Here is a 16482-nt window from a genome sequence, read left to right as displayed (position 1 = left end):
GATCAATACACGTCTTCGAGGCGGTATTCGACGAAGGCTCCGCTGACGAGCTGGCGCAGCCAGTCGTCGTAGGCATCCTCGATCTTGCGCTGGCGCAGGGTGTTGCGCGCGATCGCGCGCTTGCGCTTGTCGGATACGTCTTCCTTGCGCCGCTCCTCGACCCGGATCAGATGCCAGCCGAACGGGGACTTGACCGGTTCGCTCAGCTCGCCGGGCTTGAGCGCGTTCATGGCGCGCTCGAACTCGGGCACGGTATCCCCCGGATAGACCCAGCCGATCTCGCCGCCGTTGGCCGCCGACAGGTCGGCCGAGTTCGCACGCGCCAGATCGGCGAAGGATTCGCCATTGAGAATGCGCGTGCGCAGGGTCTCGAGGCGCTTGCGTGCGTCGTCGTCGGAGACCAGCTCGGAGGTCTTGATGAGGATGTGGCTGACGCGCGTCTGCTCGACCATGTCCTCACCCCCCTGGGCCGCCCGCTTGCCGTCGAGCTTGATGATGTGAAAACCGGCGGAACTGCGCATCACCGGCGAGATGTCGCCCGCTTGCATCGACTGGATCGCCTGCGCGAACAGACCGGGCAAGGCACTGGCGGCACGCCAGCCCAGATCGCCGCCTTGCAGCGCATCGGGCGCATTCGACACCTCGGCCGCCAGGGCACCGAAGTCTTCGCCGGCAATGGCCCGCTGACGAACCGCCGCCGCCTTGTCGGCCAGCGCCTTGAGCTGCTCCGGACTGGCCGCCTCGGGCGCGCGCAGGAGGATGTGCTGCACCTTGAACTCGCTACCGGCGCCGACATCGGGATTGTTCTTGAGAAAGTTGTCGATCTCGGCGTCGGTGACCACGACACGCGACTCCACGTCGCGTTCGCGCAAACGCGAGATGAGCATCTCGCGGCGGATGTTGTTGCGGAACGCATCCCACGAGATACCGTCGTTCTCGAGCGCCGAGCGGAACTGGAACACGCTCATCTTGTTCGACTGGGCAATGCGCTCGATGGCGCCGGAGAGGGCGTCGTCGTCGATCTTGAGCCCGGTCTCCTTGGCGCGCTGCACCTGGGCACTCTCGGCGACCAGTTGCTCCAGCACCTGGCGGCGGAGCACGTCGGACGGCGGCAGACGGTCACCGCGGCGGGCGAACTGGCGCTGCACCTGCTCGACCCGCTCGTCCAGCGTCGAGGACGTGATGGCCTCGTTGTTGACCACCGCGACGATGCGGTCGACCAGCTCGATGCGCGCAGCGCGCGCCGGCTGGAGGAAGGAGGCGGACGCGACCAGCATGGCCACGACGAGCAGGGGTCCGGACAGTACCTTCTTCATACGTTTCCTGTTCTGACAATGGGGCCGGCCATTACGGCTGACCAAAGACGGGATCGGCCACCGGCTGGTTGATGGTGCCATAGCCACCGACGGTCCGCCGCAACAGATCCAGCGGACTCGATCCGACACTGGCCAGATCGGTCAGTTCCAGTTGCAGGAACACCGCCTGGGTCACGGCGTTCTCCTTGGTGGCGAAGCGGTGGAAGACCGTGCGGAAGACCCAGCAGTCGCCCGCGTATTCCAGACCCGCCAGGGCCTCGGTGACGCGGTGATCGCGCAGCGAACGGTTGTATCGGGCGACACCATACCAGTGTCCGCCCAGTGGCCACTGCCCCGACACGTCGAGGTCGCGCAGCACGTCGCGGGTGTAGCGGAAGCCCAGATTGACCACCTGGGCAAAGCCCGGCTGGTAGCGCAGGTCGGCGTTGAAGCGCTCGGTGATCTTGTCGCGCGGGTTGTACTGCCAGCCCGAATTGAGGCTGAAATCCTGCGACAGGCGGCCATCGAGGCTGGCCAGGATGTCGGCCCGGCGCCCGGTGCGGGCGGGCACGCCCGGCAGAGTCACACGCTGGTCGGCAAAGTAATAGCGCTGGCCGAGGGCGAAACGCAACCGCTCGATCCCGCTGTCGCTGTCGATCAGGCGCGAGGTGACGGCGGCGGTCACCTGGTTGGCGTTGGCGATCCGGTCGCTGCCGCTGAAGATGTTCTCGGAGAAGATCTGCGCGAAGTTGAAGTCGTACAGACCGGAATCGAAGTTCGGGATGGCGCTCTGGTCGCGATACGGAATGTTGACGTAATAGATCCGCGGCTCGAGCGTCTGGATGGTGTCGCGCCCCGCCCAGCGGGTGTCACGCTCCATCACCACCGAGCTGTCGAGGGTGAAGATCGGCAGGGTGCGGGTGATCTCCTTCTTGTCGCCGATCAGCGCCTGGTCGAGCGCGTACCGGGTGTAGTGCAGTCCCAGCTTGGGCGTGAGCGAGAACGCGGTGCCGCCGAGCGGCACCTGCACGCTCGGATACGCCACGAAGCGCGACCCGTCCGGCTTGTCCGGGTCGGGATGGGAGAAGCGCACGTACTCGCTGCTGAAGATGAAATCGGCACGATCGTCGAGGAAGGGTCGCTGCCCGCCAAGCGTCAGTTGCGGCAGGCGCCGGTAGGGTTTATCTCCGGTCAGGGTCTGGTAGCTTTGCGCCAGCATCGTCGCAGACCACCAGCTGCCTGACGCGTAACTAACGCTCCCCTCACGCACCAGGTTGCTCTGCGAAGCGATGGCCAGGCGGGAGTTGAGATCCTCGAGGTAGTGCTTGTCCGACACCCCGTTCAGGTTCAGGTAGGTGGACCAGTGGCTGCCGAACGTCTGCTGATGCAGGATCGAGCCCGCCGCCCGATTGTCACGCCCGGCCACGCGGTCGTTGGGCATCCACTCGGCCCGGATGGTGCCGCTGGCATCATCGGTGAGGTAACGGTATTCGCCGCCCAGCTGCAGCCCGCGCCGGCTCATGTAGCGAGGCACGAAAGTGGCGTCGTAGTTCGGCGCGATGTTCCAGTAATACGGCACCGACAGGTCGACGCCGGTCTTGTTCGAAGTGCCGAAGGTCGGCGGCAGGAAACCGGACTTGCGCTGCGCCACGAGCGGGAACTCCGCCCACGGCATGTAGAAGATCGGTACGTCCTTGAACACCACCGTGCTGTCGCGGGCGACGCCGAGTTCGCGATCGTAGTCCAGTTCGAGCTCGCCGGCCTTCAGGTACCAGTCCGGATCGGCGGGCTTGCAGGTACTCCACGTGGCGTTCTTCAGCGCATACTGATTCTCGCCGTTGAGCTTGAGCACATCCGCATGGCCGCTGCCGATGACCGTGCGTGGCGTCATGCCCTCCTGCTTCTGGACCACGCGGGAGAACGCGTACTCCGGCGCATCGACCTCACCGGTCTGCTCGTCGAGGCGAACCCGAAGCTTGTCGCTGCGGATGATGTCCTCGCCGCGGCTCAGACGCACATCGCCAATCGCCTCGACCTCATCGAGCACTTCGCGGTAGATGATCCGGTCGGCACGCACGTGGGTGTCGTCCCGCACCAGCTGGGCATTGCCCACGGCAGACAGCTCGACGTCCTGCTGTCCGTCGATGCGATCGGCAACCACGACCGTCGAACCGGCCTCGGCCGTCATGCCCACGTCCGCGTCCGCTGCCGCGGCATCGGCGCCCGGACCGGGCGCCGGCTTCACAGGCGCCGTGCCTTCCTTGGATCGGAGGGCGGCTTCTCCGCCCGAAGCGCGCGGCGCGGCAGACTTCGACACCGGCGCATTCGGCGCCAGCAGTCCCGGATCGACCCGCAGGGCAGGCAAGCCCTCGGCAGCCCCCGCCACGGCCGGAAACACGGCCAGCAGGCAAGGGATGATCTTCATCGTCCAGCATTCAGGTTGCGGCAATGCGTATCTCCATTTGGCATGTCGCGCGGGCGAACGCTGGAATCAACGTCCCGACGGTGCTGTTTGCTAAAATCCCGGCATTTTACACGAACACGAAAAGGCCAAAGTGCAAAGACTGGCGCAATTGAAGGCATGGCTGGCAAGCCGCTTTCCCGACCGATCGATCGAACTGACCCCCGCGTCGGCCGACGCGAGCTTCCGCCGCTACTTCCGTGTCCGGATCGACGGCGAGGCCGACACGCGGATCGCCATGGACGCACCACCGGAGAAGGAAGACGTCGGCCCCTTCATCCAGGTCGCCGAGTGCTTCGGCGCCGCCGGCGCCCATGTCCCCGAAGTGCTCGACCGCGACACCGAGCACGGTTTCCTGCTGCTCACCGACCTGGGCGACACCACCTATCTGGCCGCGCTCGACGCCGACAACGCCCATGAACTCTATGCCGACGCCCTGGGCGCGCTGATCTGCATTCAGAAAGCCAGCGCTCCCGGCGTGCTGCCCGACTACGACCGCGACCGCCTGCTCGCCGAGATGCAGCTCTTCCCCGAGTGGTATCTGGGGCGCCACAAGCACCTCGAGCTGTCCGACACCGAGCGCACGCTGCTCGACAAGACTTTCGAGACGATTCTCGCGATCAACCTCGCCGAGCCAACGGTCTTCGTCCATCGCGACTTCCACAGCCGCAACCTCATGGTGACCGACCGCGGCGCCGGGGTGCTCGATTTCCAGGATGCGGTCTACGGCCCCATCAGCTACGACCTGGTGTCCCTGTTCAAGGACGCCTACATCGACTGGGACGAAGCCTTCGTGCTCGACATGCTCGCCCGCTACTGGGAGGCGGCACGCCAGATCGGCCTGCCGGTACGCGAGGACTTCGCCGAATTCCACCGCGACTTCGAATGGATGGGCGTGCAGCGCCACCTCAAGGTGCTCGGCATCTTCGCGCGCCTGTGCCACCGCGACGGCAAGGACGGCTACCTGGCCGACATGCCGCGGGTGCTCGACTACCTGCGCAAGGCCTGCGAACGCTATGGCGAACTCAAGCCCATCCTCAAGCTGCTGGACCGTTCCGATCCGGTGAACACCACGGTGGGTTACACCTTCTGATGCGGGCCATGATCCTCGCGGCCGGTCGTGGCGAGCGCATGCGCCCGCTCACCGACACCTGCCCCAAACCCCTGCTCGAGGCCGGCGGCGAACCCCTCGTCGGTCACCACCTGCGGCGGCTCAAGGCGGCCGGGATCACCGACGTCGTCATCAATCTCGCCCACCTCGGAGCGCTGATCGAAGCGCGCCTCGGCGACGGCGCCGCCTACGGAGTCTCGATCCACTATTCCCACGAAGGCGAAGCGCTGGAGACCGCCGGCGGCATCCGCACCGCCCTGCCCCTGCTCGGCGCGGCGCCCTTCATCGTCATCAACGGCGACGTGTTCACCGACATCGACCTGGCCGCCCTGGCCCGCACCGCGACCACCCTGTCGGCGGACGGCGACCTGGCACACCTGGTGCTGGTGGACAACCCGCCCCACCACCCGGCGGGCGACTTCCATCTGCACGGCGGGCGCGCCCGGCGCAGCGGCGAACCACGGCTCACCTTTTCCGGCGTGGGCGCCTACCACCCGGCCCTGTTCGCCGGCCTCGAACCCGGACAGCGGGCGGCGCTCGGCCCGCTGCTGTGCGAAGCCATGGACGCCGACCGGATCGGCGCGAGCCACCATCACGGCCGCTGGATGGACATCGGCACCCCCGAGCGCCTCGCCGAACTCGACCGCAGCCTGCGCGCGAACGCCGTCAGCAGCGTACAGTCTCACCCATGAGCAGATCCCCCGGAGCACGTCCTTGAATCCCCCCTACGCCGCCTTCATCGACCGCCGCCGCCGCGTCCTCGCCCACATGCAGCAGGCCGGCGGCGGCGTGGCCGTCATCCCCACGGCACCGGAAGTGATCCGCAACCGCGACGCCCACTACCCGTATCGGCCCGACAGCTACTTCCACTACCTGACCGGCTTCGACGAACCCGAGGCGGTGCTCGTGCTGATCGCCGGCGACACCCCGCGCAGCATCCTGTTCTGTCGCGAAAAGGACGAGGAACGCGAGATCTGGGACGGCTATCGCTGGGGCCCACCCGCCGCCTGCGAGCACTTCGGCTTCGACGAAGCCCATCCGGTCGCGGAGTTCGACCTGCGCCTGACAGACCTGCTCGGCGACCAGCCCACCGTCTTCTTCGCCATGGGCCAGGACGCCGGCTGGGACCGGCGCCTCATCGACACCCTGGGCCGGGTGCGCGAAAAGGTCCGTACCGGCATCGCCGCGCCGGGCGCCATCCAGGACATCCACAGCGTCCTCGACGAGATGCGCCTCGTCAAGGACGCCCACGAGCAGGACATCATGCGCCGCGCCGCCCGCATCTCGGCCGACGCCCACGCCCGGGCGATGCGGGCCACGGCGCCGGGGCGCTTCGAATACGAGATCGAGGCCGAACTGTTGCACGCCTTCCGGCGCGCCGGAGCCCAGGCGCCGGCCTACGCGTCCATCGTCGCCAGCGGGCCCAACGCCTGCGTGCTCCATTACGTGAGCAACGACCGCCGGATGCAGGCGGGCGACCTCCTGCTCATCGACGCCGGCTGCGAGTTGGACGGCTACGCCTCCGACATCACCCGCACCTTCCCCGTGAGCGGCCGCTTCAACGGGCCGCAGCGCGACGTCTACAGCCTCGTGCTCGACGCCCAGCGCGCCGCCGCCGAGGCGACCCGCGCCGGCGTGCCCTGGAACGCGCCGCACGACGCCGCGGTGGCGGTGCTCGCCCAGGGCCTGGTGGATCTGGGCCTGCTCAGCGGCAGCGTGGACGCGGTCATCGAGAACGGCGACTACCGCCGCTTCTACATGCACCGCACCGGCCACTGGCTCGGCCGCGACGTGCACGACGCCGGCGACTACAAGCAACGGGGCGACTGGCGCCCCCTCGAGGCAGGCATGATGCTCACCATCGAGCCGGGCTGCTACATCCGCCCGGCCGACGACGTGCCCGAGGCCTTCTGGCACATCGGCGTGCGCATCGAGGACGACGCCCTGGTCACCGACAGCGGCTGCGAACTGATCAGCGCCGACGCGCCGAAGGCCATCGACGACATCGAGGCGCTGATGCGCGACGCACGCTCATGACATCGACCGACATCCTCATCGTCGGCGCCGGCCCGGTCGGCATGGCCCTGGCGCTGGCCGTACACGGCGGCCCCCACCGGGTCACCCTGGTCGACGCCCGTGAGCGCGGCGCGGCGCGGCGCGACCCGCGCGTGCTCGCCCTCGCCCATGGCACCCGCCTCACCCTCGAGCGCCTCGGCGTGTGGGGCCGGTTGCCGGCCACGCCCATTCGCCGCATCCACGTCTCCCAGCAGGGCGGGGCCGGACGCACGGTGATCGAGGAAGACGAGTACGGCATCGACGGCCTCGGCCATGTGATCCGCGCCGGCGATCTGGCCGCCGCCCTCGACGACGCGGTCGCCCACGCCGGCATTGCGGTGCTCGACCACTGCGAGGCGGCACCCGATCCCGGCCTCCCGGGCCGGGTCCGGCTGACCCGCGGCGACACCGTCGACACCCTGAGCTGCCGCCTCGTCGCCTGCGCCGAAGGCGGCATGCGCGCCGACGACCCGGACATCGAGGTGCGCGACTACGACCAGCACGCGGTCATCTGCATGGCGACGCCCGCCCAGGCGCACGGCCACACCGCCTACGAGCGTTTCACCCCGAGCGGGCCGGTCGCGCTGCTGCCGTGCGGGACCGATTTCGCGGTCGTGCACACCGCGCCGCCGGAGCGCGCGGAGACCCTCCTCGCGCTCGACGACGCGGCCTACCTGGCCACGCTGCAGCAGGCCTTCGGTACCCGCCTGCGCCTGGTCGGCGTCAGTCGCCGGGAACGCTTCCCCCTGCAGCTACGGGTCCGTCGGCACCCGGTGGCCGATCGCATCGTCTGGCTCGGCAACGCAGCCCAGACCCTGCACCCGGTCGCCGGCCAGGGCTTCAACCTCGCCCTGCGCGACGTGTGGGCCCTGGGCGAACAGCTGCGCGGCGCCGACGACCCGGGCAGCCCGGCGGTGCTCGCCGCCTATCTGCGCCAGCGCGCCCTGGACCGGCGCGGCACCATCGGCTTCACCGATTCGCTGGTACGTCTGTTCAGCAACGACATCGGCCCGCTGCGCCACCTGCGCGGCCTCGGCCTGCTCGCGCTCGATCTGGCGCCCCCGCTGCGCCACTTCGTCGCCAAGCGCATGATGTTCGGCGCCCGCGCCTGGCCATAGGCGCCGCCGTCGGCGCCCGGCGGGCCGTGCGTCGGAAATCCGTGTCCCGAGGCTGAATGTCAGTCGCACCAAGGCAGTGCGTCACAATTTCGCGCTTCGCCCGACGGTCTGCATCGGGTAGAATGTGCCCCTTTCTCTGCTCTGCCCCCACCCATGGAATTTGCCGGCTTCACGCTGCGGAACAACCTGTTTGTCGCCCCCATGGCCGGGGTGACCGACCGCCCGTTCCGGCAACTGTGCAAGCGTCTGGGCGCGGGCCTGGCGGTCTCCGAAATGGTGACCTCCAACAACCTCCTGTACGCCACCGAGAAGACCCGGCGCCGCACTGACCACACCGGCGAGACCGAGCCGATCTCGGTGCAGATCGCCGGCGGCGACCCGCTGATGATGGCCGAGGCGGCCCGGCACAATCGTGACCACGGCGCCCAGATCATCGACATCAACATGGGCTGCCCCGCCAAGAAGGTGTGCAACAAGGCCGCCGGCTCCGCCCTGATGCGCGACGAAGCGCTCGTCGGCCGCATCCTCGAGGCGGTCGTGGGCGCCGTGCCTGAACTGCCGGTGACCCTCAAGATGCGCACCGGCTGGGACCGGGACAACCGCAACGCACCGCGCCTGGCGCGCATCGCCGAAGAGGCAGGCATCCGCGCACTGGCGGTGCACGGGCGCACCCGCGCCGACAAGTACATGGGGCACGCCGAGTACGACACCATCGCCACCATCAAGCAGGCGGTGCGCATCCCGGTGATCGCCAACGGCGACATCGACTCGCCCCGCAAGGCGGCCGCGGTGCTGCGCCACACCGGCGCCGACGGCCTCATGATCGGCCGTGCGGCCCAGGGGCGCCCGTGGATCTTCCGCGAGATCGCGCACTTCCTGGCCACGGGCGAGGAACTGCCGGCCCCGTCGGCAGGCGAGATCCGCGACATCTGCCGCGGCCACCTGGCCGACCTGTATGCCTTTTACGGCGCATGGTCGGGGGTACGCATCGCGCGCAAGCACATCGGCTGGTACACCAAGGGCCTGGCGGGTGCCCAACAGTTCCGCCAATCCATGCTCACCGAGGAGACGATCGAGGGACAACTGGCGGCGACAGACCGCTTCTTCGATCAGCTCGACCGCCAGGGCGTCCGTCCGCATCGACAGCCGTCCTGTTTCGAGGAACTGGCCGCATGAGCCATCAAAACGACATCGCCTGCGCCGTGACGCGCACCCTTCGGCAATACTTCGACGATCTGGACGGCGAGCAGCCGGCCGCGCTGCACGACATGGTGATGCGCAGCGCCGAGCGCCCCATGCTCGAATTCATCCTCGCCCACACCGACGGCAACCAGACCGTGGCCGCCCAGCTGCTCGGCATCAATCGCAATACCCTGCGCCGCAAGCTGTCCGAATACGACCTCATTTGAAACCCGAGCGCGCCGCGAGGCGCCATTGTGTACCCATGCAAACGACCCAAGCCCTTCTCAGCGTTTCCGACAAATCCGGCATCGAGGCCTTCGCCCGCGAGCTCCACGAGCTGGGCATCAAGCTGCTGTCCACCGGCGGCACCGCCAAGCTGTTGCGCGAAGCCGGCCTGCCCGTGACCGACGTGTCCGACTACACCGGCTTTCCGGAAATGCTCGACGGCCGCGTCAAGACGCTGCACCCCAAGGTGCATGGCGGCATCCTCGCCCGCCGCGACCTGGCCGGACACCTGGACACCATCGCCGAGCACGGCATCGAGCGCATCGACCTGGTGGTGGTGAACCTCTACCCGTTCAGCCAGACCGTGGCCAAGCCCGAGTGCACCCTCGAGGATGCCATCGAGAACATCGACATCGGCGGCCCGACCATGGTCCGCGCCGCGGCGAAGAACCACGGCGATGAGCACGGCGGCGTGGGCATCGTCACCGATCCGGCCGACTACGAGGCGGTGCTCGCCGAACTGAAGCACAACGACAAGACCCTCACCTACCGCACCCGCTTCGCGCTCGCGGTCAAGGCCTTCACCCACACCGCCCGCTACGACGGCGCCATTTCCAACTACCTGACGGCGCTCACCGAATCCGGCGAGCGCCAGGCCTATCCGGAACGCCTGCAGGTGGCCTTCGACAAGGTTCAGGACCTGCGCTATGGCGAGAACCCGCATCAGAGCGCCGCGTTCTATCGCGAGCCGGGCGCCCCCGCGGGCGGCGTCGCCGGCTACACCCAGCTGCAGGGCAAGGCGCTGTCCTACAACAACATCGCCGATGCCGACGCCGCCTGGGAATGCGTCAAGGCCTTCGACGACAGCAGCGCCGCCTGCGTGATCGTCAAGCATGCCAACCCCTGTGGCGTGGCCATCGCCGCCACCCCGCTGGACGCCTACAAGAAAGCCTTCGCCACCGACCCCACCTCGGCCTTCGGCGGCATCATCGCCTTCAACGGTCCGGTGGACGCCGCCGCCGCCGAAGCGGTCAGCGCCCAGTTCCTCGAGGTGCTGATCGCCCCGTCCTACACCGACGAGGCACTGGCCCTGCTCGCCGCCAAGAAAAACGTGCGCGTGCTCACCTGCCCGCTCGGCACCATCGAAGGCGCGCTCGACTACAAACGCGTCGGCGGCGGCCTGCTGGTGCAGTCGGCCGACACCGCCCGCATCGCGGTGGCCGATCTCAAGGTCGTCACCCAGCGCGCCCCCTCCGCCCAGGAGATGACCGACCTGCTGTTCGCCTGGCGCGTGGCCAAATACGTGAAATCCAACGCCATCGTCTATTGCAAGGACGGCATGACCGTGGGCGTCGGCGCCGGCCAGATGAGCCGTGTCGATTCGGCCCGCATCGCCAAGATCAAGGCCGAGAACGCGCAGCTGTCGATTGCCGGCACCGTGGTCGCCTCGGACGCCTTCTTCCCCTTCCGCGACGGCCTCGACGTGCTGGCCGAGGCCGGCGCCACGGCGGTCATCCAGCCGGGCGGCTCGATGCGTGACGAAGAGGTGATCGCGGCGGCCAACGAGCACGGCCTCGCCATGGTATTCACCGGCTTCCGCCACTTCCGTCACTGAGCCCCGGTTCGCAAGAAGGAATCTGCAGAACATGAAAGTACTCGTTATCGGCGGCGGCGGCCGTGAGCATGCCCTGGCCTGGAAGCTGGCCCAGTCGCCGCGCGTCAACCGGGTCTATGTCGCTCCGGGCAACGCCGGCACCGCCATGGAGCCGCTGGTTGAGAACATCCCGGTGACCGCCACCGACGAACTGATCGCCTTCGTCAGGAACAACGACGTGGGCATGACGGTGGTCGGCCCCGAGGCCCCGCTCGCCGCCGGCGTGGTGGACGCCTTCCGCGCCGCCGGCCTGCCGATCTTCGGCCCGACGCAACAGGCTGCCCAGCTCGAAGCGTCCAAGGACTTCTGCAAGCAGTTCCTGGTCCGCCACAAGATTCCGACCGCCGCCTACGCCACCTTCACCGACGCCGACGCGGCCCACGCCTACGTGAACGCGCAGGGCACCCCGATCGTCATCAAGGCCGACGGTCTCGCCGCCGGCAAGGGGGTCGTCGTGGCGATGAACGCCGACGACGCCCACGCCGCCATCGACATGATGCTGCGCGACGCCGGCATGGGAACGGCCGGCGCGCGGGTGGTGATCGAGGCGTTCATGCAGGGCGAAGAGGCCAGCTTCATCGTCATGGCCGATGGCAAGCATGCCCTTGCCCTGGCCACCAGCCAGGATCACAAGCGCCTCAAGGACAACGACGAAGGCCCCAACACCGGCGGCATGGGCGCCTACTCGCCGGCCCCGGTGGTGACCCCGCAGGTGCACGCCAAGGTCATGCGCGAGATCATCCAGCCGACCCTGGCCGGCATGGCCGCCGAGGGGGCGCCCTACACCGGCTTCCTCTACGCCGGCCTGATGATCGACGCCGACGGCAACCCACGCGTGGTCGAATTCAACTGCCGCATGGGCGATCCGGAAACTCAGCCGATCATGATGCGCCTCAAGTCCGATCTGGTGGAGCTGGTCGACGCCGCGCTCAAGGGCACGCTCGACACCGCCGAGGCGGAGTGGGACCGACGCATCGCGCTGGGCGTGGTCCTGGCCGCCGAAGGCTACCCGGCCGACCCGCGCAAGGGCGACGTCATCACCGGCCTGCCCGCCGCCGCCGAGGATGCTCACGTCTTCCACGCCGGCACCGCGATGGCGGACGACCAGGTGGTCACCAGCGGCGGGCGCGTACTGTGCGTCACCGCCCTGTCCGACAACGTGCGTACCGCGCAGAGCCGCGCCTACGACATTGCCGACCGCATCCAGTTCGCCGGCAAGCAGTACCGCCGCGATATCGGCCATCGGGCGGTCAAGCGTTGATACACGAGAAGTCCTGTGGCATCAAAGGAAGACATACTCGAACAGCTAGTTGAAGAGTTCCTGATCCATCGGGATTATTTCGTTCGGCACAACGTCAAGTTCCTGCCGCGACGAGACCACCCAGATTTCGTTTCAAATCAAGATTCGAACCACAGCGACATTGACGTGATCGGATTCAACCCCAAGCTCACCGGCCCGGATCGCGTTTGGGCTGTCAGCTGCAAGAGTTGGCAATCAGGCCTGAATCCAGCACAGGAAATAAAAAATATCCAAGAGAACAAGACGATAAGAGGGCGTGAAGCTTGGCGCGGCTTCCGAGAGTTGGTTGTGCCCAAATGGTCGGAAGCATTCATCGCCTCCGTCAAGGAAGCGACAGGAGAACAGACATTCACCTATGTCACGGCTGTCACTCACCTCAAAGGATCCGCCCAAGTTTGGGAGATGCACCCGCAGTTCATCTCCTCAATGAAGGGCAATCCCATCAAGGTCATCACTCTCAAGGAAATGCTGCACGAAGTTTCCGGGGCACTCAGTCAAACCGTAGCGGGTACTGAATTCGGCCGAACGCTTCAGCTATTCAAGGCTGCCGGAATCAAACTCCAGGACTGAAATACACTCTCAAATGAATACCAGCGACACCTACGCCTACTTCACCGGCCTGCAGCAGCGCATCGTCGCGCGCCTCGAAGCGCTCGACGGCTCGCCCTTCCAGGAAGACGCCTGGACCCGCGAGGCGGGCGGCGGCGGCATCACCCGGGTGCTCGAAGAGGGCCACCTGTTCGAACGCGGCGGCGTCAACTTCTCCCATGTGAAGGGCGAAGGTCTGCCGGCCTCGGCCACCGCCAGCCGCCCCGAGCTGGCCGGCCGCGGCTTCGAAGCCATGGGCGTGTCGCTGGTCATGCACCCGCGCAACCCTTACTGCCCGACGGCGCACATGAACGTGCGCTGCTTCATCGCCACCAAGCCCGGCGCGGAGCCGGTGTGGTGGTTCGGCGGCGGCATGGACCTGACGCCCTACTACGCCTTCGAGGAAGACGTGGTGCACTTCCACCGCACCTGCAAGGACGCCCTCGCGCCCTTCGGCGAGAACGTCCACGCCGACTACAAGGCCTGGTGCGACCGCTACTTCCACCTCAAGCATCGCAACGAGGCGCGCGGCGTCGGCGGGGTGTTCTTCGACGACCTGAACACGGGCGGTTTCGATCGCTGCTTCGCGCTCACCCGCGCCGTGGGCGACGCCTTCGTGGACGCCTACGTGCCCATCCTCGAGCGCCGGCGCGATCTGCCCTATGGCGAGCGCGAGCGCGAGTTCCAGAGCTACCGGCGGGGCCGTTACGTGGAATTCAACCTGGTGTTCGACCGCGGCACCCTGTTCGGACTGCAGTCGGGCGGGCGCACCGAGTCCATTCTGATGTCCATGCCCCCGCGGGTGAGCTGGCGCTATGACTGGCATCCGCAGCCGGGCACGCCCGAGGCGCGCCTCTACGAAGACTTCCTGCCGCCACGGGACTGGGTCTGATCCTGACCCAACGCACATGACAAAGGCCCCGGCATGCCGGGGCCTTTGTCATGGCGGGACGGCGCCTCTCAGGCGGTTTCACCCTCTGTCGCCGGCAGCGCCAGTTGCCCACCGGCGGCATGGGCGGTCAGCTGCGCCGCACGCCGGTAATGGTCTTGCGCCACCTGCGGACGCTCGAAGCGTTCCGACAGCTGCGCCAGGGTGAGGTGGGCATCGACGCTCGGCGCCGCGGAGACCGACGCCTCCAGATAGCTCTGGGCCTTGCCCCACAACTCGGCCGCCACGCACAGGCGACCCAGCGCATACAGCAGGCCGCTGTCCTTCGGATGGGCCTGCAGCCACTTCTCCGCACGGGCGATGGCCGATACCGGCTCATGGTCGCCACATTCGCCATACAGTCGGGCCAGGCGGCTGTCCCACTGGGCATCGAGCTGGCTTTCCAGCACTCGCCGCACCGTGGCCCCCTGCCCGTTGGCCACCATCAGCGGCACCACCTTCTCCACCAGGCTCGGATCATTCTGCTCTTCGGCCGGCATGCCGTTCCAGTACGCCACGATGGCCTCGCCCTGGCCATCGAGCGCACGCATGGACGCCACGTGGGCGCGACGCACCAGGGGGCGGGCCTGCTCGTCCGCGAGCAGGTGATGCTTGCGCAGCTGGCGCGCGATCTTCACCACCGCTTTCCAGTCGTCCTTCGCCTCGGCGATCTGCAACGCCAGCTGCAAGGTGGCGACCGGCCGGTTGTCGTTGGTCTTCATGGCGTCGACGCAGCGCGCCGCCTCGTCGAAGCGGCGCCCCTCAACCGCCATCTCGGCCTCGGTCATGAGGCGCGCGGTGAGGATCTTGTCGTCACGTTCGGCGGCATGGCCGATCCACTCGCGATAGCGCTGATCGTCGCGCAGGGCATGCGCGGCGCGCGCCGCCACCAGCGCCGAGACGCCACTCGGATCCCCGGCGCCCCACGATTTGCGCGCCATCTTGAGGGCCTGCGAGTAGCGCCCTTCGAGCTGCAGACGCACCGCATCGCGCAGCGACTCGGCGGCGCGCTCGCGGCGGCGCCGGTCGCGATAGGCCACCACCTTGCCCGGCAGGCGCAGCGCCCGGGAGATAACACCGACCAGGAAGTACACGGCCAACACCACCGCCAGGATGGCCAGCACGAGGAAATTGAGCGACACCTGGGCGCGATAGGGCGGCAACACCAACAGGGCGTAGCCGTCGTTGACGCTTGCCAGCATGGCCACGCCGACGGCGAGGGCGAACAGGGCAATGAGCCAGAGCAGTCCACGCATGACGAGTTACTCCGTTTTGTCCGTAGCGGCCGGCGCCTCGCCCGCACCGTGGGGGGCGCCTCGGCTGCTGTCGCCGGTTCGCCATCGGCCGTCGGGGCCGAAGCCGCCGATGCCGGCGCGGCATCGGCCGCGCCCTTGCCCGCGCCGTCGTGCGGCTCGATCGGCACCACCGGTGCGATCGGCGGGCGACCCTGCATGTTCTGCAGGACCGCCAGGGTTTCAGTCAGCATGGGTTGCTGCGGCGCGACCGAAATCGTCTTGAGCTGCTTGAGGGTCTCGAGTGCGTTCTTCACCTCCGGCTTGCTCAGGTCGAAGTAGCGCGACACCCACTCGGCGGCACGCGACACATCCGCCTCGAAGGTGCGCGCGTCGCGTCCCAGCAACGCCAAGCGCGCGGTGAGCAGGCGGATCTTCAGGTTCTCGCGCAGGAAGGTACTCTGCGAAGGCGACAGCAGCACCGGATCGGCGGCCGCATCGAGACGCTCGACCCGCACCATGGCCCGGATCTCGCCCCACACATCCAGCGCCAGTGCCTTGGCATAGCCCAGCGGGTCGTCGAGAAAGCGCCCCTTGGGCTGGGCCTCGGCCGGCGCGTTGGCTTCGGGCTGGTCGGTGAAGGTCAGCGGCAGGTGATCGGCCACTTCGAGCAGGTGCTCGAGCTTGAGGGTGATGCCGGTGACGTCCACCCGCGGGGTGGCGCGCAGGCGTTCGATGTCGTGGGACAGGGCGCGACGCAGCGGCCCCAGCCGACCCTGGGTCGAGGTCGCCAGCCGGGCGTCCGCCCCCTGCAGGGCGATGAGTGCCGCCTCGACGTTGCCGGCCAGCTGCAACTGCTGACTGGCGATGGTCACGGCCTGCTCGATCTCGGCCATCATGCGTTCGTCGCGGGTGCGCGAGAACTCCTGGTACAGATCCTCGAGGGCGGCCGCCTGACCTTCCGATTCGGCCATCTTGGCCTCGAGCAGCCCCACCTTGCCCTGGATCGAGGTCACCGTGTCCTGCACCTGATGCACCCCGGCACGGGCCTCCCGTGCCACGTCGTCGCTCCGGGCCAGACGCTCGGCCACCTGCGTCTGGGCGCCGGCCAGTTGTCCACGGATCTGCCACCACTGCCAGCCGAGGAAGCCGAGGCCGCCGAGACACAGCACCAGCAGCGCGGGCACCAGCTTGCCGCTCTTGCGTGCGGGGACGGCCTCGTCAGTCGCCGGTCGCGGAGCTCCAGCCTCCGATGCCGGGCCCGCGGCGGGCGCGTCGGTCACGATGTCGGCGGTCTCTGGTTCGACGGCATTGGCCTGCTTGTTCTCTTCAC

The 16482-nt window shown here is 68.0% G+C and carries 13 protein-coding genes and 1 pseudogene; 10 read left to right on the top strand and 4 right to left on the bottom strand.

Going from position 1 to position 16482, the window contains the following annotated elements; genetic code table 11:
- Positions 1 to 2 precede the first annotated feature (2 nt).
- Both G3580_RS05540 and G3580_RS05535 read right to left on the bottom strand, forming a co-directional pair.
- Positions 3 to 1316, bottom strand: a complete 1314-nt coding sequence (locus G3580_RS05540; protein WP_173764317.1) for a peptidylprolyl isomerase — start codon at positions 1314 to 1316, stop codon at positions 3 to 5.
- Between the two features lie 31 nt (positions 1317 to 1347).
- The gene (locus G3580_RS05535) at positions 1348 to 3720 is read right to left on the bottom strand and encodes an LPS-assembly protein LptD (protein WP_173764316.1); all 2373 of its coding nucleotides are present in this window, start codon (positions 3718 to 3720) and stop codon (positions 1348 to 1350) included.
- A gap of 130 nt (positions 3721 to 3850) precedes the next feature.
- Here G3580_RS05535 and G3580_RS05530 point away from each other — a divergent pair, with 130 nt between their 5' ends.
- From G3580_RS05530 to hemF, 10 genes are all read left to right on the top strand, one after another.
- The gene (locus tag G3580_RS05530) at positions 3851 to 4849 is read left to right on the top strand and encodes an aminoglycoside phosphotransferase family protein (RefSeq protein ID WP_173764315.1); all 999 of its coding nucleotides are present in this window, start codon (positions 3851 to 3853) and stop codon (positions 4847 to 4849) included.
- Positions 4850 to 4857: 8 nt separating this feature from the next.
- On the top strand, positions 4858 to 5559 hold the full coding sequence (murU, locus tag G3580_RS05525) for an N-acetylmuramate alpha-1-phosphate uridylyltransferase MurU (RefSeq protein ID WP_173764314.1): 702 nt from the start codon (positions 4858 to 4860) through the stop codon (positions 5557 to 5559).
- 22 nt (positions 5560 to 5581) lie between these two features.
- Positions 5582 to 6904 carry an aminopeptidase P N-terminal domain-containing protein gene (locus G3580_RS05520; RefSeq protein ID WP_228720779.1) on the top strand — a complete coding sequence of 441 codons (1323 nt, stop codon included), beginning with the start codon at positions 5582 to 5584 and terminating at the stop codon, positions 6902 to 6904.
- Positions 6901 to 8040 (top strand): FAD-dependent monooxygenase, encoded by a 1140-nt coding sequence (locus G3580_RS05515; protein ID WP_173764313.1) that lies wholly within the window; start codon positions 6901 to 6903, stop codon positions 8038 to 8040. Before G3580_RS05520 ends, G3580_RS05515 begins: the two co-directional genes overlap by 4 nt.
- 153 nt (positions 8041 to 8193) lie before the next feature.
- The gene (dusB, locus tag G3580_RS05510) at positions 8194 to 9216 is read left to right on the top strand and encodes a tRNA dihydrouridine synthase DusB (RefSeq protein WP_173764312.1); all 1023 of its coding nucleotides are present in this window, start codon (positions 8194 to 8196) and stop codon (positions 9214 to 9216) included.
- A complete protein-coding gene (locus tag G3580_RS05505) occupies positions 9213 to 9449 on the top strand; it encodes a helix-turn-helix domain-containing protein (RefSeq protein WP_173764311.1) in 237 nt (78 codons plus the stop codon). Before dusB ends, G3580_RS05505 begins: the two co-directional genes overlap by 4 nt.
- Before the next feature lie 35 nt (positions 9450 to 9484).
- Positions 9485 to 11062 carry a bifunctional phosphoribosylaminoimidazolecarboxamide formyltransferase/IMP cyclohydrolase gene (purH, locus tag G3580_RS05500; RefSeq protein ID WP_173764310.1) on the top strand — a complete coding sequence of 526 codons (1578 nt, stop codon included), beginning with the start codon at positions 9485 to 9487 and terminating at the stop codon, positions 11060 to 11062.
- Between the two features lie 31 nt (positions 11063 to 11093).
- Complete coding sequence (gene purD, locus G3580_RS05495) at positions 11094 to 12362, top strand: phosphoribosylamine--glycine ligase (RefSeq protein WP_173764309.1); 1269 nt, start codon at positions 11094 to 11096, stop codon at positions 12360 to 12362.
- Positions 12363 to 12377: 15 nt separating this feature from the next.
- Positions 12378 to 12971 (top strand): hypothetical protein, encoded by a 594-nt coding sequence (locus G3580_RS05490; protein ID WP_173764308.1) that lies wholly within the window; start codon positions 12378 to 12380, stop codon positions 12969 to 12971.
- Positions 12972 to 12984: 13 nt separating this feature from the next.
- Complete coding sequence (gene hemF / locus G3580_RS05485; protein ID WP_173764307.1) at positions 12985 to 13881, top strand: oxygen-dependent coproporphyrinogen oxidase; 897 nt, start codon at positions 12985 to 12987, stop codon at positions 13879 to 13881.
- 68 nt (positions 13882 to 13949) lie between these two features.
- Here hemF and G3580_RS05480 read toward each other — a convergent pair whose 3' ends face one another.
- Positions 13950 to 15119: a heme biosynthesis HemY N-terminal domain-containing protein gene (locus G3580_RS05480; protein ID WP_323847998.1), complete on the bottom strand. Its 1170-nt coding sequence runs from the start codon at positions 15117 to 15119 to the stop codon at positions 13950 to 13952.
- A gap of 251 nt (positions 15120 to 15370) precedes the next feature.
- Positions 15371 to 16048: pseudogene (locus G3580_RS20000) on the bottom strand (uroporphyrinogen-III C-methyltransferase); the annotation flags it as partial.
- Positions 16049 to 16482 lie beyond the last annotated feature (434 nt).

Origin of the sequence: Nitrogeniibacter mangrovi (assembly GCF_010983895.1) — a bacterium.
GTDB classification, from domain to species: Bacteria; Pseudomonadota; Gammaproteobacteria; order Burkholderiales; family Rhodocyclaceae; genus Nitrogeniibacter; species Nitrogeniibacter mangrovi.
The sequence above is the reverse complement of the archived record's forward strand: the minus strand, read 5'-3'. Positions and strand labels throughout refer to the sequence as shown.